This is a genomic window from Phyllobacterium sp. 01N428 (assembly GCF_056399405.1).
The window spans coordinates 246859-271590 of sequence record NZ_JBFTRH010000003.1; the positions used below are offsets into that span (position 1 = coordinate 246859).

Consider the following 24732-nt stretch of genomic DNA (forward strand, 5'->3'; position numbering starts at 1 on the left):
CGGACTTTCCACCTATTCTGCCGCTTCGAGCACAGGGCTCGGCGAGGCATTGCGGGAAAACTCGTCGATGCGGCGCTCAATTTCAGGGCGGAAACTGCGAATGAGGCCCTGAACCGGCCATGCCGCGGCATCGCCAAGCGCACAGATCGTATGACCCTCGATCTGCTTGGTGACGTCGAGCAGCATCTCGATCTCGCGCTTTTGCGCGTTGCCGGTGACCATGCGCTCCATCACGCGCCACATCCAGCCCGTGCCTTCGCGGCAAGGCGTGCACTGGCCGCAGCTTTCATGCTTGAAGAAATAGGAAATACGGGCAATGGCGCGGACAATGTCGGTGGACTTGTCCATGACGATCGCAGCCGCCGTTCCGAACGACGACTTGACTGCACGCAGCCCGTCGAAGTCCATCGGGCAATCGATAATATCTGCTGCCGGAACCACCGGGCAGGAAGCGCCGCCGGGAATGACCGCCAGAAGATTGTCCCAGCCACCGCGAATACCGCCGCCATGTTTGTCGACGAGCTCGCGGAACGTGATGCCCATGGCTTCTTCGACAGTGCATGGCTTGTTCACGTGACCGGAAAGCATGAAGAGCTTGGTGCCGACATTGTTCGGGCGGCCGATACCGGAGAACCACGCTGCGCCGCGACGCAGGATCGTCGGCGCAACGGCGATCGACTCGACATTGTTGACGGTGGTCGGGCAACCATAGAGCCCCATATTTGCCGGAAACGGGGGTTTCAGGCGTGGCTGGCCCTTCTTGCCTTCGAGGCTCTCGAGAAGCGCTGTTTCCTCGCCGCAAATATAGGCGCCGGCGCCATGATGGACGAAGATATCGTAGTCCCAGCCGTTCTTGTTGTTCTTGCCAAGAAGGCCGGCATCGTAGCATTCGTCGATTGCCGCCTGCAGCGCCTCGCGCTCGCGGATATATTCGCCGCGCACATAGATGTAGCAGGTGTTGGCGCCCATGGCGAAACCGGCAATCAGGCAGCCTTCGATCAGCGTATGCGGATCGTGCCGCATGATATCGCGGTCCTTGCAGGTACCGGGCTCGGACTCGTCGGCATTGACGACGAGGTAATGCGGCCGTCCGTCGCTTTCCTTGGGCATGAACGACCATTTCAACCCGGTCGGAAAGCCCGCGCCACCACGACCACGAAGGCCGGATGCCTTCATTTCGTTGATGATCCAGTCGCGACCCTTTTCGAGGATCTGCTTGGTGCCGTCCCAATTGCCACGGCTCATCGCGCCCTTCAAGGACTTGTCCTTGTGGCCGTAAATATTGGTGAAGATGCGGTCTTTGTCAGCGAGCATTTCGCACCTGTCCTACTCTCTTCGTCCATTCCAGGCGGGCGCTCAAGGCAGCCGCCAAATTGATCATCTCGGCTTCTTGCCGAAAACCTTGATGTATTCCGCTTCGCCGCCCTTGGCCAAAGCCTTGGCTTGCTTGACCCACTCGTCGCGCTCGATGCGGCCCTTGAAGTTCAGGTAGTTGTCGACCCACTCCCGCTCGGCCTTCTTCCAGGCAGCGACCTGGGCGAAGGTGAAAATGCCAAGCTCATGCAAGATATCTTCAATCTTCGGGCCAACGCCTGCAATCAGCTTCAGATCGTCAATGACGGCCGGTCTTTCGATTGCGGCCGGCCGGCTCTTGTCTTCCAGCGAAACAGGCTTTGCGGCGATATCTACGCCCTGGACGTCAGGCTTCTCACCGAGCGAACCTTCCGCGATCGGAGGGTTCTTGATGGTACGTGCAGCAACAGGCTTTGCTGCCGGCTTCGACGTCGCATCCTCGGCCGCCTTCGTGGCCTTCACCCTTGATGGCGACTTGATCGCAGCATTGGTCGTTTCGTCGTGCGTGACGGGCTTTGCCGCGTTCGAAGGCGGTATGGATGCGCTATCTGGGGCAGCCTGTCCTGCGCTCTTCGGCGTGGCGGCGCCATTTCCATCCGTCAGCGATGTGAGGCCGCCTTCGGGTGCCGAGAAGATGCGGTCAATCTGCGGTCCTACCGGGACCGAGGCGCCGTTTCCAGCCTCGAAGGCGTCGATGATTTCCTCGAGCCGTTCCGGGGTCAGATCCTCATAGGTGTCCTTGAACACCATGACCATCGGAGCATTGACGCAGGCGCCAAGGCACTCGACCTCTTCCCACGACAGCGTGCCGGCTTCGTTGGTGTGGAACTGCTCGTGGTGAATCTTGTGCTGGCAGACGCGCTTGAGCTCGTCCGCTCCCCGCAGCATGCACGGCGTGGTGCCGCATACCTGGATGTGCGCCCGCGTTCCGACCGGCTTCAACTGGAACTGCGTATAGAAGGTGGCGACTTCGAGCACACGGATCAGCGGCATGTCGAGCATGCCGGCGACATGTTCGATCGCTGCCTTCGTGACCCAGCCATCCTGCTCCTGCGCGCGCATCAGCAAGGGGATAACAGCCGACTGCTCACGCCCCTTCGGATATTTGGCAATCGCTTTCTCGGCCCAGGCACTGTTTTCGCGATTGAACGCGAATGCCGCTGGCTGGATATTATCTTCTGCAAGACGACGGACGGACATTAACGATCAACCTCACCAAATACGATATCGAGCGAGCCGAGCACCGCCGATACGTCGGCGAGCATGTGGCCACGGCACATGAAGTCCATGGCCTGGAGATGGGCAAAGCCTGGTGCGCGCAATTTCACGCGGTACGGCTTGTTGGACCCGTCCGAGACGAGGAAAACGCCGAACTCGCCCTTGGGCGCTTCCACGGCCGCATAAACCTCCCCGGCGGGGACGTGATAGCCTTCCGTGTAGAGTTTGAAGTGATGGATCAGCGCTTCCATCGAGCGCTTCATCTCGCCGCGCTTCGGCGGTACGATCTTGGCCGACGTGTTCGATACCGGCCCAACACGTTCCTTGCCAAGCAAAAGGTCGACGCACTGGCGCATGATCCGCACAGACTGGCGCATCTCCTCCATGCGGATCAGATAACGATCATAGCAATCGCCATTCTTGCCGATGGGAATATCGAACTCCATCTCGGAGTAACATTCATAGGGCTGCGACTTGCGCAGATCCCAGGCGGCGCCCGAGCCGCGCACCATGACACCGGAGAAGCCCCATGCCCACGCATCCTCAAGCGTAACGACGCCGATATCGACATTGCGCTGCTTGAAAATGCGGTTTGGCGTGATGAGATCGTCGAGGTTCTTTACTGTCTGAAGGAACGGATCGCACCATTTGCCGATATCTTCGACGAGTTTGTCCGGGATGTCCTGATGAACACCGCCTGGCCGGAAATAGGCGGCGTGCATGCGCGCGCCGCAGGCTCGCTCGTAGAACACCATCAGCTTTTCGCGCTCTTCAAAACCCCAGAGCGGCGGCGTCAGCGCGCCAACGTCCATGGCCTGCGTCGTCACGTTCAAAAGGTGGGATAGAATGCGGCCTATCTCGGAAAAAAGCACACGGATAAGCTGACCGCGCCTTGGCACCTCGATCTCGAGCAGGCGCTCGACGGCAAGCGCATAGGCATGCTCCTGGTTCATCGGAGCCACGTAGTCGAGCCGATCGAGATAGGGCACGGCCTGCAGGTAGGTCTTGGCCTCCATCAACTTCTCTGTGCCGCGATGCAGGAGGCCGATATGCGGATCGACGCGTTCCACCACCTCGCCGTCAAGCTCGAGCACGAGGCGCAAAACGCCATGCGCCGCAGGATGTTGCGGGCCGAAGTTGATGTTAAAGTTACGGACGCTATGTTCAGTCATCGCTTGCTCCGCGAGATGGGAGACACAGTCTCATCAACACGCTCAATTTGTCTGCGCCTTCTCATCGCCCGGCAGCACGTAATCCGTGCCTTCCCATGGCGACTGGAAGTCGAAATTGCGAAATTCCTGGCGAAGTTCGACAGGTTCGTAAACAACCCGCTTGATCTCGTCGTCGTAGCGCACTTCGACAAACCCGGTCAGCGGGAAATCCTTGCGCAGCGGGTGCCCCTCGAAGCCGTAGTCGGTGAGGATGCGGCGAAGATCCGGATGACCCGAAAAGAGCACGCCGTAAAGATCGTAGGTTTCGCGCTCGTACCAATCGGCACCGGGATAGACCGCTGTCGCCGAGGGAACCGGCGTATCCTCGTCTGTTGTGACCTTGACGCGGATGCGCAGGTTCTGGCGCGGGGACAGGAGGTGATAGACGACGTCGAAGCGATGCTCGCGTGACGGATAATCCACACCGCTGATGTCGATCAGCGAAATGAACTGGCATTGTACGTCGTCACGCAGGAACGTCAGTGTATCGATCAGCTTGTCGCCGCCAACCTCGACCGTCAACTCGCCATAGACGAGTTCGGCGGACTTTATTCCCAGTGACGGCTGTTCGCCGAGATGGCGGGAGAGTTCACCCAAGGCTTCTTCGAACATCGCCCTCTCCTATCGCTCGATCGTGCCGGTGCGGCGGATCTTCTTTTGCAGGAGCAAAACGCCGTAGAGAAGCGCTTCCGCGGTGGGCGGGCAGCCGGGCACATAGATATCGACGGGAACGACACGGTCGCAGCCGCGCACTACGGAATAAGAGTAGTGATAATACCCGCCGCCATTGGCGCAGGAGCCCATCGAGATCACATAGCGCGGTTCAGGCATCTGGTCGTAGACCTTACGCAGCGCCGGCGCCATCTTGTTGGTAAGCGTGCCCGCAACGATCATGACATCCGACTGGCGCGGGGAAGCGCGCGGCGCAAAGCCGAAGCGCTCGCCGTCATACCGCGGCATCGACGTGTGCATCATCTCTACGGCGCAGCACGCCAGGCCGAAGGTCATCCACATCAACGACCCGGTGCGCGCCCAGGTAATGAGCGCGTCAGCCGAAGTGACGAGGAAGCCTTTGTCGGCAAGTTCATTATTGATATCGCCAAAGAATGCATCATCCGAACCTATGGGCTTGCCGGTGTTCGGATCGAGGATGCCCTTGGGTTTTGGTGCAACGAGGGTGGTGGTGCCGTCGGTCAATCCCATTCCAGCGCTCCCTTCTTCCACTCATAGATAAAGCCGATCGTCAGAACGGCGAGAAACACCATCATGGACCAGAAGCCGAACCAGCCAATCTTGCCGAAGGATATCGCCCACGGGAACAGGAAGGCCACTTCCAGATCGAAGATGATGAACAGGATCGAAACGAGATAGAACCGCACATCGAACTTCATGCGGGCGTCGTCGAACGCGTTGAAACCGCATTCGTAGGCCGACAGTTTTTCCGGATCCGGCGCACTGTATGCGACCAGAAAAGGCGCAACCAACAGTGCCAGACCGATTACCAGCGCTACCCCGATAAAGATAACGATGGGCAGGTAGGAACTTAATAGCTCGTTCATGATCCGTCTTTTTCCGCCTTGTGAACTCAGGCTGACAAGAATGCCATGTTATGCACATGACTGCCACTTATACGCGACAGATCACACTATCCCGGAAGATGGTGCGATGCGGCGAGGGTTAGCGCGTTAGCGCCATGGGCGCAAGTGCGACGATGGCCGCAAATCTGTTCGCAAGTTCCAGCTTCCGCAGTGTCCACTTGCTCCAAAATCGTCAATTTCTGCATGATTTGCCTTGTTTTCGCGCCAAATAGCCCGCGAATGCCTCTTTAGAATGATGTTAATGTGGCCCGCGCTTTCGAGCCTGCTGGGCGAGAGATATCTGACTGCGACATTCGGTCCTATAAACGATTTAACCCCTGACCGCCGCGATCCCCAAGGCGCGCGCCAACACGGCGCAAGCGCCCGTCCCTCAGCGCCGAACAGGGTACAGTAGTGTTGGTTTCAAACACCTGCCAATGGCTCAAGACCGAGGCCCTGCCCTTCTTCGCAGAGGGCCTTTTGGCGATGCTGCTTCCTGTCGAGCAGCATCGACCAGGTTGCCACCGCAAGTCCGGTCGCGGCCAACAGCGAAGCCACATAGGGTAGATTCTGATAGGAGACCCCGATTGTCAGCGCGACGCCGCCAATCCACGCTCCCGCCGCATTGCCCACATTGAACGCGCTCTGGTTGAGCGTCGCCGCAAGATTAGGCGCGTCCCCAGCCGTTTCCACCACGCGCATCTGCAGCGGCGGAATGGCGATGAAAAAGATCAGGCCCCAGAGGAAGACGCCGGAGATCGCGGCAAACTGGTATGTGCTGACCCCGGCAAAGACGATATAGACGAAGACAAGTGCAAGCAGGGAGCCAATCACCGTCGGCATCAGCTTCCAGTCGGCGAGCCTGCCGCCCAGGATATTGCCGAGCGTAATTCCCGCACCGAAGAGCAGCAGCACCCAGGTGACCGACGAGGCCGGGAGGCCAGAGACGTCGGTCAGAATTGGCTTGATATAGGTGAAGACCGCAAACAGGCTGCCCGAGGCAAGCGCCGATATCAGCATGGCAAGCCATACCTGCAACTTGCCAAGCACCCTGATTTCGCTGAGGATGCCCGCGCCCTTGTCCGTATCCTTCGCTGCGGGGACGAGGAAGGCGATGGCAATGACGGCGGCGATGCCGATCGCGACAACCGCAAAGAAGGTGGAACGCCAGCCATAGGCTTCCCCAAGTGCGGTGCCCAACGGTACACCGAGAATGTTGGCAAGCGTCAGGCCGGCAAAGAGCAGCGCGATCGCGCTCGCGCGCTTGTGCCGGGGAACGAGATTTGCCGCAACGACCGAACCGATACCAAAAAATGCGCCATGACCGAAGGCGGTAAAGACGCGCGCGACCATCAGCATCCAATAGTTCGGCGCTATGGCACAAAGGAAATTGCCAATGACGAACAGCATGGCAAGTCCAACGAGTACGGGCTTGCGCGGCAGCGAAGCCGTGGCGATGGCAATGATGGGTGCACCGATGACGACGCCGAGCGCATAGCCTGTCACCAGCAGGCCCGCGTGCGGAATGGAAACGCCGAGATCCGCAGCGACCTCAGGCAACAGTCCCATGATCACGAATTCGGTCGTTCCGATACAGAACGAGGCGATAGCTAAGGCGAGAATCGGCAAAGGCATGGGAAGGACCGCAAGTCTTGAGAAAGTACCGATCCTGCATAGCGCAGCATGTTAAACAAATGACGATTGTGCAATGCAGCGATGCATTTCCGCTGGAACTGTGAGTTAAGCGTGCGAAAGTCGGCGAAGAGGGTGTCCGCCTCGCCGTCCTGTTGAATTAATCACCTTGCCCGATCGTGATGGTGAGGCTGGGCGGCCTCGTCCTCAACCGAAAAGGCCGCGGCATTCACCTTGTCGTTGGCGGAACGGTGGGCGGCTGACGCTTCGGTCTTTTCCTCGACGAACGCATCGACTTCCTTGGCTGCTTCAACGAATGCGAAACGAGCCGCTCTTGCGGTCGCTTCACCTTCCAAAGCCTTGGCACAGACGGCTTTCGCTTCTTCGTAGAGCGGGCCGCATTGTTTCGTCCAGCAATGCTTCAACAGGTCCGCAGCCTGCTTAACCGAAGACACATTCATTATTGTGCCGGAGCGCGGTGATTTGATCATTACATGTTCAAAGGATTGATCACGCATAACACAAGAATGCGGGCCAATAGGAATGGTTCCGGAGGCTCCCTGGGACCCTATAAGATCTACTTACAGTAGAATTCAGTTCGCATTGAACCAAAGCAGTTGAAATGCGTTTGATTAGTGGATTGCATGGCATGACAATTTTGTGAGTCGGAAAGATCGCGTTCACAAAGGGGTTGGCTCCAAGAACGTTTGCTGATATTCGGCCCGCTCCATTGAAGAAGGACTTATGCAGCAATGAACAGTCACTTTGCTCTCATCCTGGCGATGCTTACGGCAGTAGCCTGGACCGGAACACTGGTTTATCTGGTCAAGCGGTGGAGCCACGGTCACGGTCGGAAGTGACAATTTCCGGTGATCTGTACCGGAATGTGATTTGACAGCCTAAATCGAAAGTATCAGGGTAGATTTAAGCCCTCCCCCGGCCCATGGAGGCTCGACGATTGCCATCGACATGAGTGGCGCATCGTCGAGCCTCATTTTTTTCCAAATAGCTCTAAATGCGCAACCGATGTCTGGTTTCTGCGTTATTGTAGTGTCGGGAGCGTTATTTGAACCCGTTTCAGATATCCCGATCGAGGCCCAGTATCGTCCATGGCAATCAAACGCTGTGTGGCCATCTGGGCCTCACTCTGTTTGGTCACACCTGCCATTTAGTACTTTGGATGTAGCCGCGCATCACTCATCCGATTAGGTTGTTCGGCTTTTACCCCTAGGTTAGCGTTCTGTGAAAACGCGTGACTCGGGGGACTTGCGCATGCTGATAACGGTACTGCTGGGCTTGGCCCTGACTACTGGCAAGGTGGACAAGGGTGATGCCGTCATGCAGGCCCAGTTCGACCTGCTCAGATTGTCCTATGCATGTGGCGATCCGCTATACAGGTCGAAGCGTGACTCGACCCGGCGCTGGATCGAACGGCTGGAATCAAACACAACCTACAGTATGCAGGACGTTGCAGATCTCGATAGCGGTCTGAAGAACGGCACCATCAAACCCGCAACTCGGGTAGAGCGCGGTGACTGCATCAAACTTCTCGCAGATGGGGAGGCCAAGGTCGACAGCCTCGTCGAGGAATACAACCGCTAGTCACGTTGTTTCATTGATTATTTCCGGTCGATCTCGCCACGTCCATAACCGAGCAGCATGACAAGAATGACGACGCCGTAGATGATCTGGCGACCTGCCTCCGGCATTTGCATCACAGCTAGGATCGATTGCAGCAGCGTTATCAGGATAACGCCGGCGATCGTGCCGAGATAGTTGCCCTTGCCGCCAAGGATATTTGTTCCGCCAAGCACAACGGCGGCAATGGCCGGCAGGAGATAGGGGTCTCCCATCGCCTGATAGGCCTTGGTCGAATAGCCGGCCAGTAAAACACCTGCAAAAGCCGCCGCGGCACCCGAGAGCACGAAACACCAGATGATGACGCCATTGGTGTTCACGCCCGAAAGATATGCCGCCGATTCGCGATTGCCGACCGCATAGACCCGGCGCCCGAAGGCGGTTCGGGTCAGAAGATAGGTGGTGAACCCGCCGACGATGATCCAGATGAAAAGCGCGTTGGGAAAGCCGAAGAACAAGCGCCCGACTGCCATGAAATGCATCGCGTCGGTTGCATGATCCTGCGGTGCGAAGCCGCCAGTGTGCAGCACCATGAGACCCTGGACGACCGCGTTCATGCCCAACGTGAAGATCATCGACGGCAATCGCAAATAGGCGACGCCGAGTCCGTTCAGCAGGCCGACAAGCGCGCCGCAAAGGACGCCGACCGGTATGGCGACGACATTGCCGATGTCGCCGAACCAGCCGGCGACGGCCGTGGCCATCATGGCTCCGAGCGTAACTGTCCAGGGTATCGACAGATCGATGTGTCCGATGAGAATGACCATCATTGCGCCGGAGGCGATAATACCAAGAAACGCGCTGATCTGCAGTTGCTGTAGGAGATACTCCGGAGAAAGAAACTCGCGCGAGTAGAGTGCGCCGCCAAGCAGCATCAAGACGATGCAGCCGAACGCAATGATGACGGAGCGGTCGAGTGTAAACCGGAGGATCGGGACAGTGCCGGCCTGAAGCTTCTGGTCGTTCATGCGAAAAGCTCCAGCCGGTTGCGAATGCGCAGCACGCGGATGGCGCCGAGGCTGACGGCAGCAAGAAGCACGACGCCCTGAAACAATGGCTGCCAGAGCGGATCGAGATTGAAGACGAAAAGCAGGTCCTCGATTGTGCGCAGCACGAATGCCCCGAAAATGGAGCCGATGGCGGATCCCCATCCGCCAAAGAGCGACGTTCCGCCGATGACAACAGAAGCGATCGAGTTCAGCGTATAGGAGCCGGCTATCGGCGCGGATGCCTCTCCCGAATAGGTGTTGAAGGTCAGCATCAGGCCGCCAAGTGCGGCGAGAAAACCCGCGAGCGTATAGGCAAGCAGTTTGGCGCGTTGGACCGGCACGCCCGACATATACGCCGCTTGCTCATTTGAACCCACGGCATAGGCCGCGCGGCCGAGAACCGAGCTGCGATAGGGCAACCAGACCAGCACGACAACGACCAGGAGAATAACCAATGCGGTCGGAATCACTCCGAAAAGCTGGCCGGTGGCAAAATCCGCAAGGTCGGACTGCACATCTCCGCCGGGGCCCGGTCTGATGTAAAGCGCGATGCCGTAATAAATCGCACCCGTTGCGAGGGTGGTGATGATAGGCTGAAGCCTGCCCCAGACGACGATGGCACCATTGAGGAAACCGGCCGCGGCCCCGACGGCAAGGACGGCCACAGCACCGAGCAGCCCCTCGCCCAATGTGCCGACCACGATCGCCGAGGCGAGGCAATTGGCAAGGATGAATATCATCCCGACAGAAAGATCGAGCCCGCGCGTCAACACCGGCAGGGTCTGGGCCATGGCAACAAGTGCGAGCAGCACCGCCTTGTTTGCCGCCGTTGCGGCAACAGCGGCATTGAGGCCGACCGGATGATTCGAGGTGTATATGGTGAACATCAAAATGAAGAGTGCAATCGCGCCCAGGAGACCGGCATTATGCGAGATATGATGGCGAAGATTGCTCATGCGGCCTGCTCCTTGCCATTCACGTTCAGCGCTGTCTCGATGATATTTCGCTCGTTGAGATCGCGGCCGAAAAGTTCGCGCGCTATCCTGCCGCCATACATCACCAGCACCCGGTCGCAGCAGCCGATGAGCTCGGCGTAATCGGTCGAGTAGTAGAGGATTGCGACGCCGCTATCGGCAAGATCGCGCAGCAGCTTGTAGATTTCCTGCTTGGTGCCAACGTCAATGCCACGGGTCGGATCGTTCAAGAGAATGATCCCCGGCCCGGTCATGAGCCATTTCGCCAGCACGACCTTTTGCTGGTTGCCGCCGGAAAGCGTGCTGACGGCGGCCGCTAGATCGCTGACCTTGATCTTCAGGCTCCTGATCATCTGCTCGACCGCCGCATGTTCTGCGCTGCGGTCAAAGCGAAGCCCTTTTTGGAACCGCGACAGCGAAGCAAGGCTTATGTTGTCGCGAATGTTCATCGGCAGCATCAGCCCTTCTGTTTTCCTGTCTTCCGGAATGAGGGCGAGCGGCAGCCCTGCCCTCAGGGCCGCGCGCGGGCCGGACAGCCGTTGCTGCTTGCCTAGAACCTCAACTGTTCCGGATACGCCCTTCAAAACGCCAAACAATGCAAAAAGCAGCGAGCGCTGGCCTTGGCCATCGAGCCCGCCCAGCCCGACGATCTCGCCCTTGCGAACGTCGAGAGAGATGTCCTTCAATTGCTCCGCCCAGGAAAGGTTACGAACCGACAGAGCCACGGGCGCCGAAAGATCGGCGGCGGGCTTTTCGGGATAGTGGTGGGTGAGTTCACGGCCGATCATCATCTGGACGATGGCGTCCATCGAGCGCTCGCCGATGCCAAACGTCTCGATCTTGCGTCCATTACGGAAAACCGTCGCGCAATCGGCAAGCGCCGTAATTTCATGCATGCGGTGCGACACGTAAAGGATGCCAACGCCTTCGGAACGCAGTTTGCGGATAATCGCATAGACACGTTCCACGTCGGCCGCAGTGAGTGCCGAGGTCGCTTCGTCCAGAATCAAAAGCTTTGGCCGTTTTGCCAAAGCCTTGGCAATCTCGACCATCTGCCGGCGCGACAAGGGAAGGTTGCGCACGAGTTCGAGCGGGTGGATGTCGTCGCAGCCGATCATCGCCAAAAGTTCACGCGCCCTTTCGCGTTGTGCGCGCGCATCGATCAAACCTGCCCGCATCGGCGGTGAAACGATTGAAAGATTGTCAGCGACAGTCATATCGGGGAGCAGCGACAATTCCTGAAAGACGCAGACCACGCCCGCCGCCATTGCCTCGGTCGGGTTGCGGAAATCCACCCGCTTTCCTTCCACGTAGAGTTCGCCTTCACTCGGGTCTGTCACACCGGCGGCAATCTTTATCAGCGTCGATTTCCCTGCGCCGTTCTCGCCGAGAATGGCGTGAATCTCGCCGGGATAGGCAACGAAATCCACCTCGCTCAAGGCCGCTATGCCACCATAGCTTTTCGAGACATGCTTCATTTCCAGAATGGGCGCGGGTTGCGACACGTCATCCTCCTCCAAGACGCGAGTATACCGGGGCGCGAATGCGCCCCGGTTGGTGCCGCTTACTGGTCGGCCTTCGTCTGGCCCATGATCTCCTGCGCCGAGAAGTTGATCCCGCAGGTCGGGAAGGAATTGCCGACGAAGAAGTTGTCGCTCTCCTTCGCATAGTAGCTGTCGCCGTCCTTGAAGTTCGGGTCCTCGACAATCGACAGTGGCAGCGAGATCGACTGCGGCACGACCTCGCCCTCGAGCGCAGCTATGGCCGTCTTGATGGCAACCGCGACCTGGGCCGGCCCGGTACCGGCGGAAGTGCATTTCAGCCCATCCTTCGAATGTTCAGCGCATAGTTTGCGGAAACCATTCTCGGTTTCGCCGCCGACGGGAACGAACGGATGCTTCGCGTCAATCATGGCGCGGACCGTACCTGTCGAGCCGCCCTGTACCGACACACCGTCGAAATGCTTGTGGACCGCGATGGCATCGGCAACGACCTTCTGGGCGGTGCCGTCATCCCAGCGGCCGACCACCTCGACCGTTTCCCATTGACCGCCGGACTTCTTCAGGACTTCCTGGATGCCCTCGTGGCGATCACGGTCGACCGATGTACCGGTGACCCCGCGCACTTCCAGGAGTTTGCCCTTGTTGCCTGGCACATTCTTGACCAGCCAATTGCCCCACAGTTCACCGAGGCCCTTCTGATCGACATTCACATTGACGGCTTCATCCGTGTCGAGCGTGTTGTCGAATGCAACGAGTACGACGCCGGCGGCATTGGCGCGCTTGATTACCGGTTTGAAGGCGGTCGGATTCTGCGCGTTGACGACAATCGCATCGTAGCCGGAGTTGATGAAATTATCGACGGCAGCAATCTGTGCGGCGACATCATCCCCGGTCGATACGACCTTGAATTCCTTCAACTTGGCTTTGACTTCGGGCAGGGCGGCATAGGCTTTGGCGGTCTGGATCATCTGGATGCGCCAGGTATTGCCGATAAATCCATTGGCCAGGGCTATGCGATAGGGACCTTCTTTCTTGGGCCACTGGAAAAACTTGGTCTCGGACGTTTGCGGCTTGAAGCATTCGGCATCCTTGCTTGGGCCTTTTACGACCTCGGGGCCTGCAGCATAGGCGGATACACTCATCATCAGACTGACCGCTGTCGAAATCATCATGCTCTTTAGAATCATGCTCATTTCTGCTCCTCCTCCGTTGATTTATTGTCGTTGTCTGCCGATTACGGTGCCTGTACTCCCTGTCTCCTGGTCTCCACCGCGTAGACTGAACTCGTCGCCGTTATAAAAAGGCGTGATTTGGACGGTCCGCCAAACGTCAGGTTGGCGACTACCTCCGGGACCAGAACGCGGCCGAGCCTTTCGCCCGCCGGCGTATAGCAATGGACGCCGTCCGCGGCGGATATCCAGAGAAGGCCCTCCGTATCGACACGCAATCCGTCCGGCACTATGTCGATAACCGCGACAACCCGGCTTTTTCCAAGCTTGCGGCCGTCGACGACATCCAATGCGCGTACATGATGCGGGCGCGTGTCATCGAAGCCGAAACCAAATCCGCCGGCCCGGCCCGAATCCGCGATGTAAAGGACGCTCTCGTCGGGCGAAAAGGCAAGTCCGTTGGGCCTGTCGAAATCATCGGCCACCAATTCCACGGCGCGGGTATCAGGATCGATGCGATAGACATTGTTGCCGTCGATCTCGCGGTCGGCCCGTATGCCCTCGTAATCCGAAATGATCCCATAGGGCGGGTCGGTGAACCATATCGAGCCGTCGGACTTGACCACAACGTCGTTCGGCGAATTCAGCCGCTTGCCCTGCCAGTGGGTGGCAAGAACCTCATACGCGCCATCCCTGCCGGTTCGACTGACACAACGCCCGCCGTGCTCGCAGGATACCATTGCGCCGTCGCGGTCGAGCGTGTGGCCATTGGCACGTTGCGAAGGCTGCCTGAAAACCCGCACGCCCTTTGTTTCTGACCATGTCATCATCCGGTTGTTGGGGATATCTGAGAAGCGCAGTTCCTGGATATCATTCAGCCACACGGGCCCCTCGGCCCAGACAAGACCGGTTGCGATCTGCTCGAGCTTGGCATGCTCAGGAAAGAATCCCGCAAAGCCGCGTTCATCTTCCGATAGAAAATGTTGTTCAACTCCCATGCGCCGGCCCTCCCGTGCCGGTTAGCCTCGCTGGACGCGAGACGCCTTAACCTTTCCCTCTCATGCCGCCATGAGGCATCTCACGACATGGCGCTCGCCCGCGCGTCGCCCGGACAGCGAAATTCTGTCGCGCGCAACACGCTCGCAGTTGCAAGCGGTAGCGGGTTCTATCAGCATTGTTTTCGGGTAACGGCCGGCGACACGTCCCACCCCTGAATAGAGATTTTATATCTAAGATAACATATGCGTCATCGAGAGCCCAAGACTTTGTTAGCCGGAACGCCTGTCTTTACGATTATAAGTTGCATAGGCTGTATACAGCGCGTTACCACGTTCCGTGCCCCCCGAGACAAGCCCATTCCAAGGGCAAGGAGAAATGAATGACAGTCGCAAGAGCCATCGCCGCGCTCATTACAGCTTGCCTGCTAATGGGCTGCAGCAGTGCCAAAGGCGATTGGCGCGCGCGTTATAACGCGATGTGGCGGACGGAACGCTCATGTGCTTCGGGCTATTACGATTGCGGCCTGCGAACCAGCAATCAGGCGAGCCTTCACGGCGCGCGCAATAACAGAAACTGGCACTGACGCAACAACCGGGAAACCGCCCGCACCATTGGATATCAGCCAAAGGATATAGCCCTATGGAGGCATACCTATGTCCAGATTGGAGTTAATCCCCTTTTTATCATGACATGACGCACGAACGGGAATAATATGTGTTGCAAATGGATTGCAAAAAATCCAAGGGGGGCTGCAAGTGTCCATTAACTCTGACACAAAACGCCGTAAGGCGCGTAATGCGCCGACTGTAATCGTCATAGAGCAACATACACTGGCAAGGACGACAATAGTCAGACTTCTCGAACATGAGCTCGCTGGCTGGGACTTTATCGATATGGTCTCAATAGAGACTCTCGATAGTGCTCTCGGAATGGACGTGCGGCTTATCGCACTCGACCTTGCCGGCCGGACACTGGACAGTACCAGCCTCAACGACGATCTCGACGCAATCAGGGAACGTTTCCCAGAAGCCTCTATCGCACTTCTATCAAATACAGACGATACGTTCGTGGCTTCGCAGGCGCTCGAAATGGGCATTCGTGGTTATTTCACCACATCCATTCCACTCGATGTTGCGCTCGCGGGCATGCGCCTTGTATTAGCGGGCGGCGTGTTTTACCCGCATCCGCTTGTTGCCTCACCTTCGCGCAGTCGCGCAATCATCGCGCCCAGCGGGCCTGCAGACGAGCCGCGCAAGGTGATCAGCGTCAATACCGACTATCTGACGATAGCCGATTTCACGCCGCGCGAGGCGGACGTACTTGCAGAATTGCAGTGTGGACACCCCAACAAGGTGATCGCTGGCAAACTCAACCTGTCGGGCCACACAGTCAAAATGCATCTGCAGCACATCATGCGCAAGTTGCAGGTCCAGAACCGTACGGAAGTCGTTGCCCGCCTTGGCCAAAGGGCGATGGCAGACCAGGACGTCAGAGCCAATTGAGGCTTTGTGTAGAATCGGTTCTAGGCATTTCCGCGTGAGGTCTTCTCCAGCATTTCACTCAGCGTCGCCGCGGCCAGCATGGTCTCGGCGAGCAGTTTCTTGAGCTTCTGGTTTTCTTCTTCCAATGCTTTCAGTCTTCTGGCGTCGAACCCGACATTCTTGAACTGCAATGACTGCCAGCGATAGAATGTCGGCTCACTGATACCGTGCCGGTGGCAAACCTCGGCCACCGTCGTTCCGGCCTGGTGTTCTTTCAGAATGCCTGTGATTTGATCGTCGTCGAACTTTCTCTTACCCATCGATACGATCCTTCGATGGCCGCTGACGACGAAGCGGATGCGGCGGAACAACCCGGCATGGTGTTCCGCCCGAATTGATCCGTCCCACGCCCATATCAGTCTTCGCGGAACGCGCGGTGGAAGCTGTCGATGAGGGGACGCAGCGCATAGAATGCAACGCTGTTTTCGCCGGTCTCGATGAGAGCCTGGGCAGGCATGCCCGGAACGAGCTCCACATCGCGCATCTTCGCCAGCCGTTCGTCGGTCACCCGGATGGTCGCGGCGTAATAGGGTTGGCTCGTCTGCTTGTCGACAAGACGGTCGGCTGAAACGTATTCGACGATACCCTTGAGTAGCGGGACGCGGCGTTGATTGTAGGGAAGCAGGTGGACTTGCGCCTGCAGGCCCGGATGGACGACGTTGATGTCTTCCGGCCGCACCCGCGCCGAGACGACAAGCTTGTCTTCACGCGGCACGAGGTCGACCAAGGGTTGCCCCTCACCGATGACGCCGCCCGTCGTATGGACACGTAAATCCATTATCGTGCCGTCTTCCGGCGCGCGGATCGAGGTCCGCGTCAATTGATCGTCGATGGCACGCAGGCGTTCACTCAGCTGCAAAATCTGCGTTTCGGTGTCGCGCATGCCTTGCGAAACCTCGTTGAGGCGATCGCTCTCGAGCTTCACAAGATATGCCTGGCTTTCGCTGATGACCTGATAGGCGCGGGAAATCTGCGCGGTGACCTCGCCGAACTGACCATCGAGATCGGCTTTTTCCCGGCCAAGAACGAGTAGCCGGCTCTTGCGCTCAAGGCCCTTTATCGCGAGCGGAGTCACCGTCTCTAGTTCCTGTCTGGCGATCTCGACCCGTTCCGTCAGCGCGGCCTTTTGCGCCGTAAGCCCGGTGATTTCCTCCTGCACCTGCTCCATCTTCTTTTGCGTGATCGCAATTTCGGATTGGAGGACCTGTTTACGCGTCTCGAAGATCCGCTGTTGACCGCTGAGGATGCCATCAACCGATGGGTTGTTGTGGCGAACCTCTTCAAGATCGATGGGGTACACGACGCGGTCGAGGTTCTTTTGCTCCGCGAGCAGGCGAGCGTGACTCGCCTTGGCATCCCAGAGCTGGCCCTGGAGGCTGTCGCGCTCTGAACGCGATTTGGTGTCGTCAAGCTGGAAGAGTACCTGCCCGGCCTTTACCGCATCGCCGTTCTTGACGAGGATCTGGCGTACGATGCCGCCCTCCAGATGCTGGATGGTCTTGCGGCTCGACTCTGGCTCGACCAGCCCGGATGCGATCGCTGCGCTTTTGAGCGGTGCGAAAATCGACCATGTGCCGAAGCCGATGATGAAGACCCCGATCAGGAGGTTGCCGACTAGGGCGACCCTGCGGAGCCGTGACATGGGTGACGGCGCAGCCAACAGGGCATTGACCTGTGAGCCTTGTGGCGAATAGCTGAGAAGCCTTTTGAGACTCGTGCCGGCTAGAGCGGTCCGGCGCATCACGCTCAGTGCTCCGGTCATACGTGACGGAATCTCGGATTGAACGAGGGCCATGGCTCTATCCTTGTGTCCCTGCCGGTGACGGCGGCTGGAGATAGGTGTCGTAGATGTGGTCGCTGTCGCCGAAGGCGTCGACCGTCCCATTACGCATGATCGCAATCTTGTTGGTCACGGGCAGCAGCCCCATGCGGTGGGTGATGATGACGACAGTCATCCGGCGCGCCTTCATCCGCTCGATGGCGTTGAACAATACGCGCTCACCGTCAAAATCGAGGCTCGAGTTCGGATCGTCGAGCACGACCAATGAGGGATTGCCGTAGGCAGCGCGCGCCAATCCAAGTTGCTGGCGCTGCGCGCGCAGCAGCAAGGCACCGCCGTCGCCGATATCAGTATCGTAGCCCTGCGGCAGCCGCATGATCGTGTCGTGCAACCCGACAAGTTTTGCCGCTTCGATGGCCTTGCTGGCGTCGCCACCGTCAAGGCGCCCGATCACGTCCCTGATGGCACCGCCAAAGAGTTCGATATCCTGCGGAAGATAGCCGATATGCCCGGCCCCGCCGCAAAGCCGCAGCGCCGATATATCGACGCCTCCGAGAAGCGCGCAACCGTTGGTCGGCTGCAGGACGCCTGCCATGATGCGGCCAAGGGTGGATTTGCCGGAACCCGACGCACCGATCAAGGCGACACAATCGCCGGGTGCTAGGCGAAGATTCACGCCCTCCAGCAGGTTCTTTTCCTTGAACGGCAGCTTGTAGCCAACATTGTCGAGTACGAGGCCGCTCGATTCCGGTACCGGCACGATGCGGGCATCGGTGCCGGACTGGACGGCGATGAGCATTCTGTTCAACCGGTTGAAGGCATTGCGGGCAAAGGCAAATGACCGCCATGCGCCTATTGCCCCTTCGACCGGCGCGAGCCCGCGGCCAAGCAGAAGGCTCGCGACGAAGATGATGCCGGGGCTGCTATTGGCTTCAAGAACAAGCCAGGTGGCAGCGCCCATGACCAGGATCTGCGTCAGCGTACGGATCGATTTCGAAAATGCCAGGATGATTTCCGTCCGGTGCATGGCGCTGTCCTGCGCCTTGCGGGCAAGTTCGGCGTCGCGATAGACGATTTGCGCTGCGCCGTCTTGCATGCCCATCGAGCGGATGACCTGTATATATTTAAGGGCGGTTGCGAATTTGGAATAGCTGCGTGCGAGCGCAAAATTCGCATGCGCCAGAGGTTCGCGTGTCGCAAACTCCGTCAGCAGCGCAAGCAGCAGCAGCGATACGGCGCTTACGAGGCCGATGGCGCCAAGCAAAGGGTGCACCATGAAGAGCAGAAGCAGGAATACTGGCGCCCAGGGCACATCGAAGAGCAGAGCGCTTGCGGGGGAATCGAGAAACTGGCGCAGCGACGCAAGATCGCGATAGCAATCGGTGGCTGTTCCGGTATCGGCGCGCGCGGCGTATTCGAATGACGCTGTCAGTACCATCGGACGAAGCCGATGATCGAGCCAGCTGCCGATCCGCGACAGCGCGGCGCGTCGCACGATATCGAGCGCTGAACCCACAACCACGGCTGCCGCAATGATCAGCGTCAGCATCACCAGCGTGTCGGCACTACGGCTCGACAGCACGCGATCGTAGATTTGCAGGAGGTAGACCGAGGGGGCCAGCAGGAAAAGGTTGTAGCCGCAACTATAGACGAAGACGAGCCCGAAAGCTCCGGCGCAGGCGCGGAGCGCGAGGACCAGATGCGTCGGTTGGCGCTGGGATTGTGTGAGATTCGTTGTCATTATCGGGGTCTCAATACGCAGGGTACTGACAAGGCAGACGCGTGGTCACACCATTCGGAGAGGCAGGATCGCCGGATATACCGGCGATCCTCCTGGGGTCTGCTTATGATCCCAGATCGTGCAGGTCGATCGAGCCGAGCACGTTGACGAAATGATCAAGCGCATTGTTGACCGTCGTCGTTGTGGTTTCAGGATCCGTGTGAACAACGGCTGCGGAAATATCGCCGCCGAGTGCATTGTTGCCGTTACCGCCATTGCCGCCGACGCCAGCAAGGATCGTGGCGTGCTGATCAGCTGCAAGTTCGTTCAGCTGGTTGCCGGTCGTGGCAGCAGAAACCGCTGCAACGTCGCCGCCGCTGTTGTTGGACTGGCTGCCGTTCGATGTTGCGTCGCCGCCTGCACCGCCAGCACCGAGATTGGTGATCGCTGCCAGGAAGCCATCATGGGCCGAAGCGTTACCGCCCTGCCCGCCGCCACCAGCTTCCCAATCCGCCTTCTGCCAGACATCATCGCCGTTGTACAATTTGGTATGTGCGCCTTCGACAGTCTGTGAGGCTTCAAAATAGGCTGTAGGGCTGAAGTTGATCGTGCCCTCATTGTATCCATCGCCGCCATTGCCGGCATTGGCGTCGCCTGCATCGGAATGATTGAGCTGGATGGTGTCAGACAATTGTGGAATAGGCATAATTTTACTCCTCTACTTTAGTTTTTGTCCGTGTTTCTCCCACGGCCCGGTACCCAGCAGTCTCCGCCAGGCAAGATAACCGCCCCATAAGAGTGCTCGCGTTCGGGGCGGCGAACTAGCTAGATATTCGGGGATGTTCCTTTGGGCGGGGTGGCTTCGAAGAGTGGTATGTAGTCCGGGAACGGACAAATGGATGTATCCTGCCGTTCAGCCAAAACGACCTGCAGACGGCGGGCGCAATGGCCGCCGTCTGCAGAAAAAACCCTGTTTGCTTTGTGGGCTAGCGCACTTTAAGCGTGCAAGAACGACATGATGTCGTCCACGAGTGAGGCGTGATCGACCGTCAGGTTACCCTCGCCGCCATGCCCGCCGATGCCCGCCATCTGTAGCGCATGCTGGTCATAGAGCACGTGGTCGATCTGTTGGGCGTCCGCGGTGCCGCCCGCCGGAACGGCAATATTGACAGGATGGAAATAGCCGACATTGACATCGACGATGCTGCCGTTCGAATAACCGGAGCCTCCGCCGCCTCCCGAGCCCATGCCGGAACCGGTGAAGATCGTATCTGAACTTAAATTGAAGCCGCCACCGTCTCCGCCAATGCCGGCGATTTGCACGGCACCCTGATCAAAAACAACATTGTTGGTCTGGTGAGCTTCGGCCGATCCGCCAGCTGCGCCAACGGCGATGTTGATCGGCGAAAAGATAGCAACGTTCACATCGATCATGCTGCCGATGAAGTACCCGTTGCCACCGTGCCCGGCATAAAGATCGCCGCTATAGGTGAGCGCCGTTCCAGCGCCCCCAGGCGAGTTGGTGATGGCACCATTGTGGTCGCCGCCATCACCGCCGATGCCACCGATCTGGGTCGCGCCCTGCAAGAAGAGGGCATTGTTGTCCTGATGGGCCGTCGCATGCGAACCTGAACCCCAGGATACGGCCGTATTGACGGGAGCAAAGACCCCGACGTCAGAGCTGACCATGCCGCCGTAGAAAATACCGTTACCGCCAGTCCCGGCGTGGTTCACGGTATCGCCGCCCCCGCCATTCAAAACAACATTGCCGCTGCCACCGTCTCCGCCCATGCCAGCCATTTCGGTAACGTGCTGATTCATCAGCGCATTGTTACCCTGATTGGCGTCAGCCGAGGAATGAGGGCCAGCGATGGCAGCGTTGGAAGGCGTAAAGATCGCGAGCGGATCGGCCGATATTAGCCCGATGGCGATTCCATCGCCACCGCTGCCGGCGGAACTGCTCGGAAGAACTTCAAGCGGAAGCCATGTCGGCACGAGCGCCAGATGCCCCGAAGCGGAACCCGGGATCATGCTTTGATTGACGCTCGGATTGAGCGCTTCTTCTGCTACGGGCCGATTATCCGCCATGACGTCTCTCCACTCCGCTTACACGCACGGTCCCGACAAAACATGCGGGCGCATGGTTCTTATTGTCCGCTATTGTGAAGGCGAACGGCGAAAAAGAAGAGCCTGCAATTCGTCTACAGCCGTTTGGGCGTAGGAATAGCCATTTGGCTATATCCCCCGGCCTTCAACTCCGCGGGCCCGACCGGCCCGAGGTGCGTGCCCATCAGTCGGCCTGTTCAAAGTGGGCTAGATCGTGCAGGAGCGATTGCACCACCGGCTGGAAATGCTCCTCCACTGTCAGGCATGATTCATAGGTTCCGGCCAATACCCGTTCGCGCCCGATCGATTCCCACGTCGGAGTGGCAAAGCCGCGCCAGTCGGTATTCTGATCAATAATATACTCCCGGTCGAGCGCGGTTGCATCTTGCTCCAAGATACGCTGCACTTCCTCCGCCAGAGGCGTGTATTCCTTTACGGCCTGCAATTTCCTCGCACGGGCCGCTTCATCCAGGCTGATTTCTTCGACGAGGTCGCCCCTCGCGCTCGGCACTGCGGCCGAAAAGGCCAAACGTGCCTTCACCCCGCGCTGGGTCAATTTCTTTTGCAGCGCCAGGCCCATTGCCGATGCCAGATCATGGACGGGATTGTAGCCGTCGACGGCGTCAGCAACAATGCGAATGGTCCTGGCATGCGGAATATCGCGTTCAATGCGATCCAGGACGGATCGGAAGAATGATATATTCTGATCGCGAAACGCTGAATACCATGTTTTGTCGGCAATCTCACCGAAGACAGCCCCGCAAGTGCTGCCGGTTGCCTCGACGATGGTCCGGGAACAATGGGTGCGCGATACCTCCCTGCCGCCCGAACCGTCGGTCAAGAAATAGACGCGCGGTTTGTTCAACTCCAACCAGTGATGTATTCGCAGTTCGTGACCGGGGTGAGCAAGAATCAGGATATTTTGAGTTTGTATATTTACCATGCGCAGAATAAACCACGCCCTGTAACTAAATGCACCGGGGCAAAACAAAAGTGCGGGTATTAATTACCAACTTCCTCTTTGGAACACGTTCCGGCAGTGAAAGTGTCGTCGAGCTCCTCGCGGATGCGCTACGGATTGCCGGGCATGACGTGATGATCTTTGCGCCGACCCTGCGTGGCGAAGCGCAGGGCATGATTCACAATGGCCATCGCGTTTATAGTGAAATCGACCAAATTCCCTATCTCCCCGATGTAATACACGCCCACCATATTTCGCCATGTTTCATAGCGATGGCTCGATTTCCGCACGTCCCTGTCGTTTACACTTGCCACAGTTCGGTGTTCGCGCTCGAGGCTCCATTGCTCCACCCGCAGATCAAACATTATGTTGCCGTCGACGAAGCTTGCCGGGACAAGTGCCTCGCATGCGGCATCCCGGCCGATATGTTGAGTGTGATCGGGAATGCTGTGGATGCTTCCCGCTTTGCTGCACGATCGAGGCTGCCTGACAGTCCGGCAAAGGCGCTTTTGCTGACAAAACAAAGCTTCCACGCTGAAATTGTTCGAACCGCCTGCCGGGAAAGCGAGATTGAACTGGATGAACTCGGCCCCGGAACAGCCACCTTTTCCGACCAGCTCGAACTGGAGTTGCCCAGATATGACATCGTGTTTGCTACGGCGCGAATGGCGCTCGAAGCAGCATTCGTCGGGTGCTCGGTGGTTGTGTGCGACGCGCGCGGGTTCGCCGGGCTTCTGACCTCGCGCACCGTAAAGACGTGGCGGAAGCATAATTTTGGTGTTCGCCTGCTGGCTCGACCGACCACCGTCGCATTGTTGAAGGATGCGATCGATCAATATGATGCCAGCGACGCTGCGCTTGTAACCGACTATCTGCGGCGGGAGGCGCCGGCAGATTACTATGTTGCGGCGTATGAAAAGATTTATCGAAAGGCCATCAAGGCAGTCCCGGCCGACGCCAATGAACTTGGCCTCGCAAACGGACGCTGGGCACAGGAGCTCGCTGTCACCGCGGAAAAGCGGTTGTGGTATCGGATTGCCTCGGAAATGCAGTGGATGCCCGAACACAAGTCCATCGGCGACATGCTTCACCAGACGAAGGTGGAGCTTCTTGCTCACATGGTCTCGCTATCGGAGCGTCAAAACGCCAGCGCATCCCTGATGGATACGCGAACTGCGCTGATAGGCGAGCAGATCTGTGAAATGCAACGCGACGTATCAGCCTCAGCGGACTTTCTGGAGAAACTCCGAACCATGTTCCGAGCGGTAGTCCCGTTATGGCTCAGGCGCGCCCGTGCGAATTTGCGCGCGCGTTTCGCAAGGCGATGATGCCGATAGACCGCGATGACCGTTGTTGGCAAAGGCGGACGTCTGCGGGAGCGAGCGCTGTAGAGGCCAGACCCCAATCGCAAGTTTCAGACTTGGCAAAAGGTTGTCTCCTCCCCACCGGCGTTATTCGATTTCATCTTGTCTGCGCTAATCGATTCCATTCAGCACTGGGCGCCGAGCATATTACGGATGACAACGTATTTCCTGGGCCGCTGGCGTCGAATGCCAATCGCCTTCCTCATCCAGACAAATTCCTTCGCTCTCGAGGAAAGGTGGCGATGCGACTGGCCACCTGAGGTTGTGATCTGACGCTTCATCGACTAGGCTACGGTCAATGAAAATAGGGGACATCGAATGGCCTTAGAGTCTGCAGCCAACGTCACAGAGATTTACAAGAAGCGCTTCATAGAAACTGGCCTCGCGAAACGGGACCGGGTATGGAAAACGCTTTGCAGCTCGTATTTCAACGATCTCGTGGTTGCGGATGGGTCTATCCTCGATCTTGCTTGCGGATATGGCGAGTTCATCAACAACATCAACGTTCGGGAAAAATACGCGGTTGATCTCAATCCGGATGCGGCGGAGCACCTTCTTCCCACGGTATCCTTCACGCCATCAATGGCTGATGATCTTGGCCACTTGCCAAGCGACTCGCTTGATCGCGCATTTACGTCAAATTTTCTTGAGCACCTTCCGGACAAAAAGGTTTGTGACGCTGTCCTCAAAGAAATTCTGCGGGTTCTAAAACCCGGAGGGCGATTCATCATTATGGGCCCCAATATTCGCTACGCTTACAAAGAGTACTGGGACTTTTACGATCACTATCTGCCTCTCTCCGATGTGTCCCTGGCGGAAGGCCTCGCGATGAACGGTTATAAGGTCGTTTCGGTGACAGATCGCTTTCTACCATTCACAATGGCAAACAAGCAGCCTACGCACGACCTGCTTATAAAAGCATACCTGCGTATGCCTTTCTTCTGGCGTTTCTTTGGAAAGCAATTTCTTGTAGTTGCCGAGAAGCCCTGACCAATCTT

At 58.1% G+C, this 24732-nt stretch carries 23 protein-coding genes and 1 pseudogene; 5 read left to right on the forward strand and 19 right to left on the reverse strand.

What is annotated here, in order from left to right:
* Positions 1-12 precede the first annotated feature (12 nt).
* From nuoF to AC1DNI_RS11280, 8 genes are all read right to left on the reverse strand, one after another.
* On the reverse strand, positions 13-1314 hold the full coding sequence (gene nuoF, locus AC1DNI_RS11245) for an NADH-quinone oxidoreductase subunit NuoF (RefSeq protein WP_113280102.1): 1302 nt from the start codon (positions 1312-1314) through the stop codon (positions 13-15).
* Positions 1315-1377: 63 nt separating this feature from the next.
* The gene (nuoE, locus tag AC1DNI_RS11250) at positions 1378-2553 is read right to left on the reverse strand and encodes an NADH-quinone oxidoreductase subunit NuoE (RefSeq protein WP_113280103.1); all 1176 of its coding nucleotides are present in this window, start codon (positions 2551-2553) and stop codon (positions 1378-1380) included.
* Complete coding sequence (locus AC1DNI_RS11255) at positions 2553-3743, reverse strand: NADH-quinone oxidoreductase subunit D (RefSeq protein WP_091949254.1); 1191 nt, start codon at positions 3741-3743, stop codon at positions 2553-2555. The genes nuoE and AC1DNI_RS11255 overlap by 1 nt, the downstream gene beginning before the upstream one ends.
* Before the next feature lie 42 nt (positions 3744-3785).
* Complete coding sequence (locus tag AC1DNI_RS11260; protein ID WP_477691902.1) at positions 3786-4394, reverse strand: NADH-quinone oxidoreductase subunit C; 609 nt, start codon at positions 4392-4394, stop codon at positions 3786-3788.
* Between the two features lie 9 nt (positions 4395-4403).
* On the reverse strand, positions 4404-4985 hold the full coding sequence (locus AC1DNI_RS11265) for a NuoB/complex I 20 kDa subunit family protein (RefSeq protein WP_477691903.1): 582 nt from the start codon (positions 4983-4985) through the stop codon (positions 4404-4406).
* A complete protein-coding gene (locus AC1DNI_RS11270) occupies positions 4976-5341 on the reverse strand; it encodes an NADH-quinone oxidoreductase subunit A (protein WP_091922538.1) in 366 nt (121 codons plus the stop codon). The genes AC1DNI_RS11265 and AC1DNI_RS11270 overlap by 10 nt, the downstream gene beginning before the upstream one ends.
* A gap of 441 nt (positions 5342-5782) precedes the next feature.
* Entirely contained in the window at positions 5783-6994 is a 1212-nt protein-coding gene (locus tag AC1DNI_RS11275) for an MFS transporter (protein WP_477691904.1), read from the reverse strand.
* Positions 6995-7155: 161 nt separating this feature from the next.
* On the reverse strand, positions 7156-7482 hold the full coding sequence (locus AC1DNI_RS11280) for a DUF982 domain-containing protein (protein WP_477691905.1): 327 nt from the start codon (positions 7480-7482) through the stop codon (positions 7156-7158).
* Positions 7483-8263: 781 nt separating this feature from the next.
* Here AC1DNI_RS11280 and AC1DNI_RS11285 point away from each other — a divergent pair.
* Positions 8264-8593 (forward strand): hypothetical protein, encoded by a 330-nt coding sequence (locus AC1DNI_RS11285; protein WP_477691906.1) that lies wholly within the window; start codon positions 8264-8266, stop codon positions 8591-8593.
* Between the two features lie 17 nt (positions 8594-8610).
* Here the strand turns inward: AC1DNI_RS11285 and AC1DNI_RS11290 are convergent, their stop codons facing one another.
* From AC1DNI_RS11290 to AC1DNI_RS11310, 5 genes are read right to left on the reverse strand one after another with little or no spacing between them, the layout of a single operon-like run.
* A complete protein-coding gene (locus AC1DNI_RS11290) occupies positions 8611-9597 on the reverse strand; it encodes an ABC transporter permease (RefSeq protein ID WP_091922532.1) in 987 nt (328 codons plus the stop codon).
* Complete coding sequence (locus AC1DNI_RS11295) at positions 9594-10574, reverse strand: ABC transporter permease (RefSeq protein WP_477691907.1); 981 nt, start codon at positions 10572-10574, stop codon at positions 9594-9596. Before AC1DNI_RS11295 ends, AC1DNI_RS11290 begins: the two co-directional genes overlap by 4 nt.
* Positions 10571-12097 (reverse strand): sugar ABC transporter ATP-binding protein, encoded by a 1527-nt coding sequence (locus AC1DNI_RS11300; protein WP_197030367.1) that lies wholly within the window; start codon positions 12095-12097, stop codon positions 10571-10573. The genes AC1DNI_RS11295 and AC1DNI_RS11300 overlap by 4 nt, the downstream gene beginning before the upstream one ends.
* A gap of 59 nt (positions 12098-12156) precedes the next feature.
* Complete coding sequence (locus tag AC1DNI_RS11305; RefSeq protein WP_370645607.1) at positions 12157-13281, reverse strand: sugar ABC transporter substrate-binding protein; 1125 nt, start codon at positions 13279-13281, stop codon at positions 12157-12159.
* A gap of 47 nt (positions 13282-13328) precedes the next feature.
* Positions 13329-14261 carry an SMP-30/gluconolactonase/LRE family protein gene (locus AC1DNI_RS11310; protein ID WP_477691908.1) on the reverse strand — a complete coding sequence of 311 codons (933 nt, stop codon included), beginning with the start codon at positions 14259-14261 and terminating at the stop codon, positions 13329-13331.
* 380 nt (positions 14262-14641) lie between these two features.
* Between AC1DNI_RS11310 and AC1DNI_RS11315 the strand changes: the two genes are divergently transcribed.
* A complete protein-coding gene (locus tag AC1DNI_RS11315) occupies positions 14642-14845 on the forward strand; it encodes a hypothetical protein (RefSeq protein WP_091922528.1) in 204 nt (67 codons plus the stop codon).
* Positions 14846-14990: 145 nt separating this feature from the next.
* Complete coding sequence (locus AC1DNI_RS11320) at positions 14991-15764, forward strand: LuxR C-terminal-related transcriptional regulator (RefSeq protein ID WP_153667628.1); 774 nt, start codon at positions 14991-14993, stop codon at positions 15762-15764.
* A gap of 41 nt (positions 15765-15805) precedes the next feature.
* On the opposite strand, the pseudogene AC1DNI_RS11325 reads toward AC1DNI_RS11320, so the two are convergent.
* The 6 genes and pseudogenes from AC1DNI_RS11325 to AC1DNI_RS11350 form a co-directional block, all read right to left on the reverse strand.
* Positions 15806-16063 (reverse strand): annotated as a pseudogene (locus AC1DNI_RS11325) (transposase); the annotation flags it as partial.
* A 95-nt stretch (positions 16064-16158) separates the two neighbouring features.
* Positions 16159-17598: an HlyD family type I secretion periplasmic adaptor subunit gene (locus tag AC1DNI_RS11330; protein ID WP_477691909.1), complete on the reverse strand. Its 1440-nt coding sequence runs from the start codon at positions 17596-17598 to the stop codon at positions 16159-16161.
* Positions 17599-17602: 4 nt separating this feature from the next.
* Positions 17603-19324 (reverse strand): type I secretion system permease/ATPase, encoded by a 1722-nt coding sequence (locus AC1DNI_RS11335; protein WP_091922524.1) that lies wholly within the window; start codon positions 19322-19324, stop codon positions 17603-17605.
* A gap of 103 nt (positions 19325-19427) precedes the next feature.
* Entirely contained in the window at positions 19428-20009 is a 582-nt protein-coding gene (locus AC1DNI_RS11340; RefSeq protein ID WP_091922523.1) for a PE-PGRS family protein, read from the reverse strand.
* Between the two features lie 290 nt (positions 20010-20299).
* Complete coding sequence (locus AC1DNI_RS11345) at positions 20300-21334, reverse strand: hypothetical protein (RefSeq protein WP_477691981.1); 1035 nt, start codon at positions 21332-21334, stop codon at positions 20300-20302.
* 259 nt (positions 21335-21593) lie between these two features.
* Complete coding sequence (locus tag AC1DNI_RS11350; protein ID WP_477691910.1) at positions 21594-22274, reverse strand: hypothetical protein; 681 nt, start codon at positions 22272-22274, stop codon at positions 21594-21596.
* Positions 22275-22402: 128 nt separating this feature from the next.
* Between AC1DNI_RS11350 and AC1DNI_RS11355 the strand changes: the two genes are divergently transcribed.
* Positions 22403-23698, forward strand: coding sequence for a glycosyltransferase (locus AC1DNI_RS11355; protein WP_477691911.1), 1296 nt, complete (start codon positions 22403-22405; stop codon positions 23696-23698).
* A 354-nt stretch (positions 23699-24052) separates the two neighbouring features.
* Positions 24053-24724, forward strand: a complete 672-nt coding sequence (locus AC1DNI_RS11360) for a class I SAM-dependent methyltransferase (protein ID WP_091922519.1) — start codon at positions 24053-24055, stop codon at positions 24722-24724.
* Positions 24725-24732 lie beyond the last annotated feature (8 nt).

Bases quoted from the DNA above. Each gene is read 5' to 3' on its own strand.
- nuoE (WP_113280103.1), bottom strand. From the start codon at position 2,553: ATGTCCGTCCGTCGTCTTGCAGAAGATAATATCCAGCCAGCGGCATTC.
- AC1DNI_RS11285 (WP_477691906.1), top strand. From the start codon at position 8,264: ATGCTGATAACGGTACTGCTGGGCTTGGCCCTGACTACTGGCAAGGTG.
- nuoF (WP_113280102.1), bottom strand. From the start codon at position 1,314: ATGCTCGCTGACAAAGACCGCATCTTCACCAATATTTACGGCCACAAG.
- AC1DNI_RS11290 (WP_091922532.1), bottom strand. From the start codon at position 9,597: ATGAACGACCAGAAGCTTCAGGCCGGCACTGTCCCGATCCTCCGGTTT.
- AC1DNI_RS11275 (WP_477691904.1), bottom strand. From the start codon at position 6,994: ATGCCTTTGCCGATTCTCGCCTTAGCTATCGCCTCGTTCTGTATCGGA.
- AC1DNI_RS11315 (WP_091922528.1), top strand. From the start codon at position 14,642: ATGACAGTCGCAAGAGCCATCGCCGCGCTCATTACAGCTTGCCTGCTA.
- AC1DNI_RS11255 (WP_091949254.1), bottom strand. From the start codon at position 3,743: ATGACTGAACATAGCGTCCGTAACTTTAACATCAACTTCGGCCCGCAA.
- AC1DNI_RS11345 (WP_477691981.1), bottom strand. From the start codon at position 21,334: ATGATCCCGGGTTCCGCTTCGGGGCATCTGGCGCTCGTGCCGACATGG.
- AC1DNI_RS11340 (WP_091922523.1), bottom strand. From the start codon at position 20,009: ATGCCTATTCCACAATTGTCTGACACCATCCAGCTCAATCATTCCGAT.
- AC1DNI_RS11330 (WP_477691909.1), bottom strand. From the start codon at position 17,598: ATGGCCCTCGTTCAATCCGAGATTCCGTCACGTATGACCGGAGCACTG.
- AC1DNI_RS11360 (WP_091922519.1), top strand. From the start codon at position 24,053: ATGGCCTTAGAGTCTGCAGCCAACGTCACAGAGATTTACAAGAAGCGC.
- AC1DNI_RS11310 (WP_477691908.1), bottom strand. From the start codon at position 14,261: ATGGGAGTTGAACAACATTTTCTATCGGAAGATGAACGCGGCTTTGCG.
- AC1DNI_RS11265 (WP_477691903.1), bottom strand. From the start codon at position 4,985: ATGGGATTGACCGACGGCACCACCACCCTCGTTGCACCAAAACCCAAG.
- AC1DNI_RS11260 (WP_477691902.1), bottom strand. From the start codon at position 4,394: ATGTTCGAAGAAGCCTTGGGTGAACTCTCCCGCCATCTCGGCGAACAG.
- AC1DNI_RS11270 (WP_091922538.1), bottom strand. From the start codon at position 5,341: ATGAACGAGCTATTAAGTTCCTACCTGCCCATCGTTATCTTTATCGGG.
- AC1DNI_RS11305 (WP_370645607.1), bottom strand. From the start codon at position 13,281: ATGATTCTAAAGAGCATGATGATTTCGACAGCGGTCAGTCTGATGATG.
- AC1DNI_RS11335 (WP_091922524.1), bottom strand. From the start codon at position 19,324: ATGACAACGAATCTCACACAATCCCAGCGCCAACCGACGCATCTGGTC.
- AC1DNI_RS11295 (WP_477691907.1), bottom strand. From the start codon at position 10,574: ATGAGCAATCTTCGCCATCATATCTCGCATAATGCCGGTCTCCTGGGC.
- AC1DNI_RS11280 (WP_477691905.1), bottom strand. From the start codon at position 7,482: ATGATCAAATCACCGCGCTCCGGCACAATAATGAATGTGTCTTCGGTT.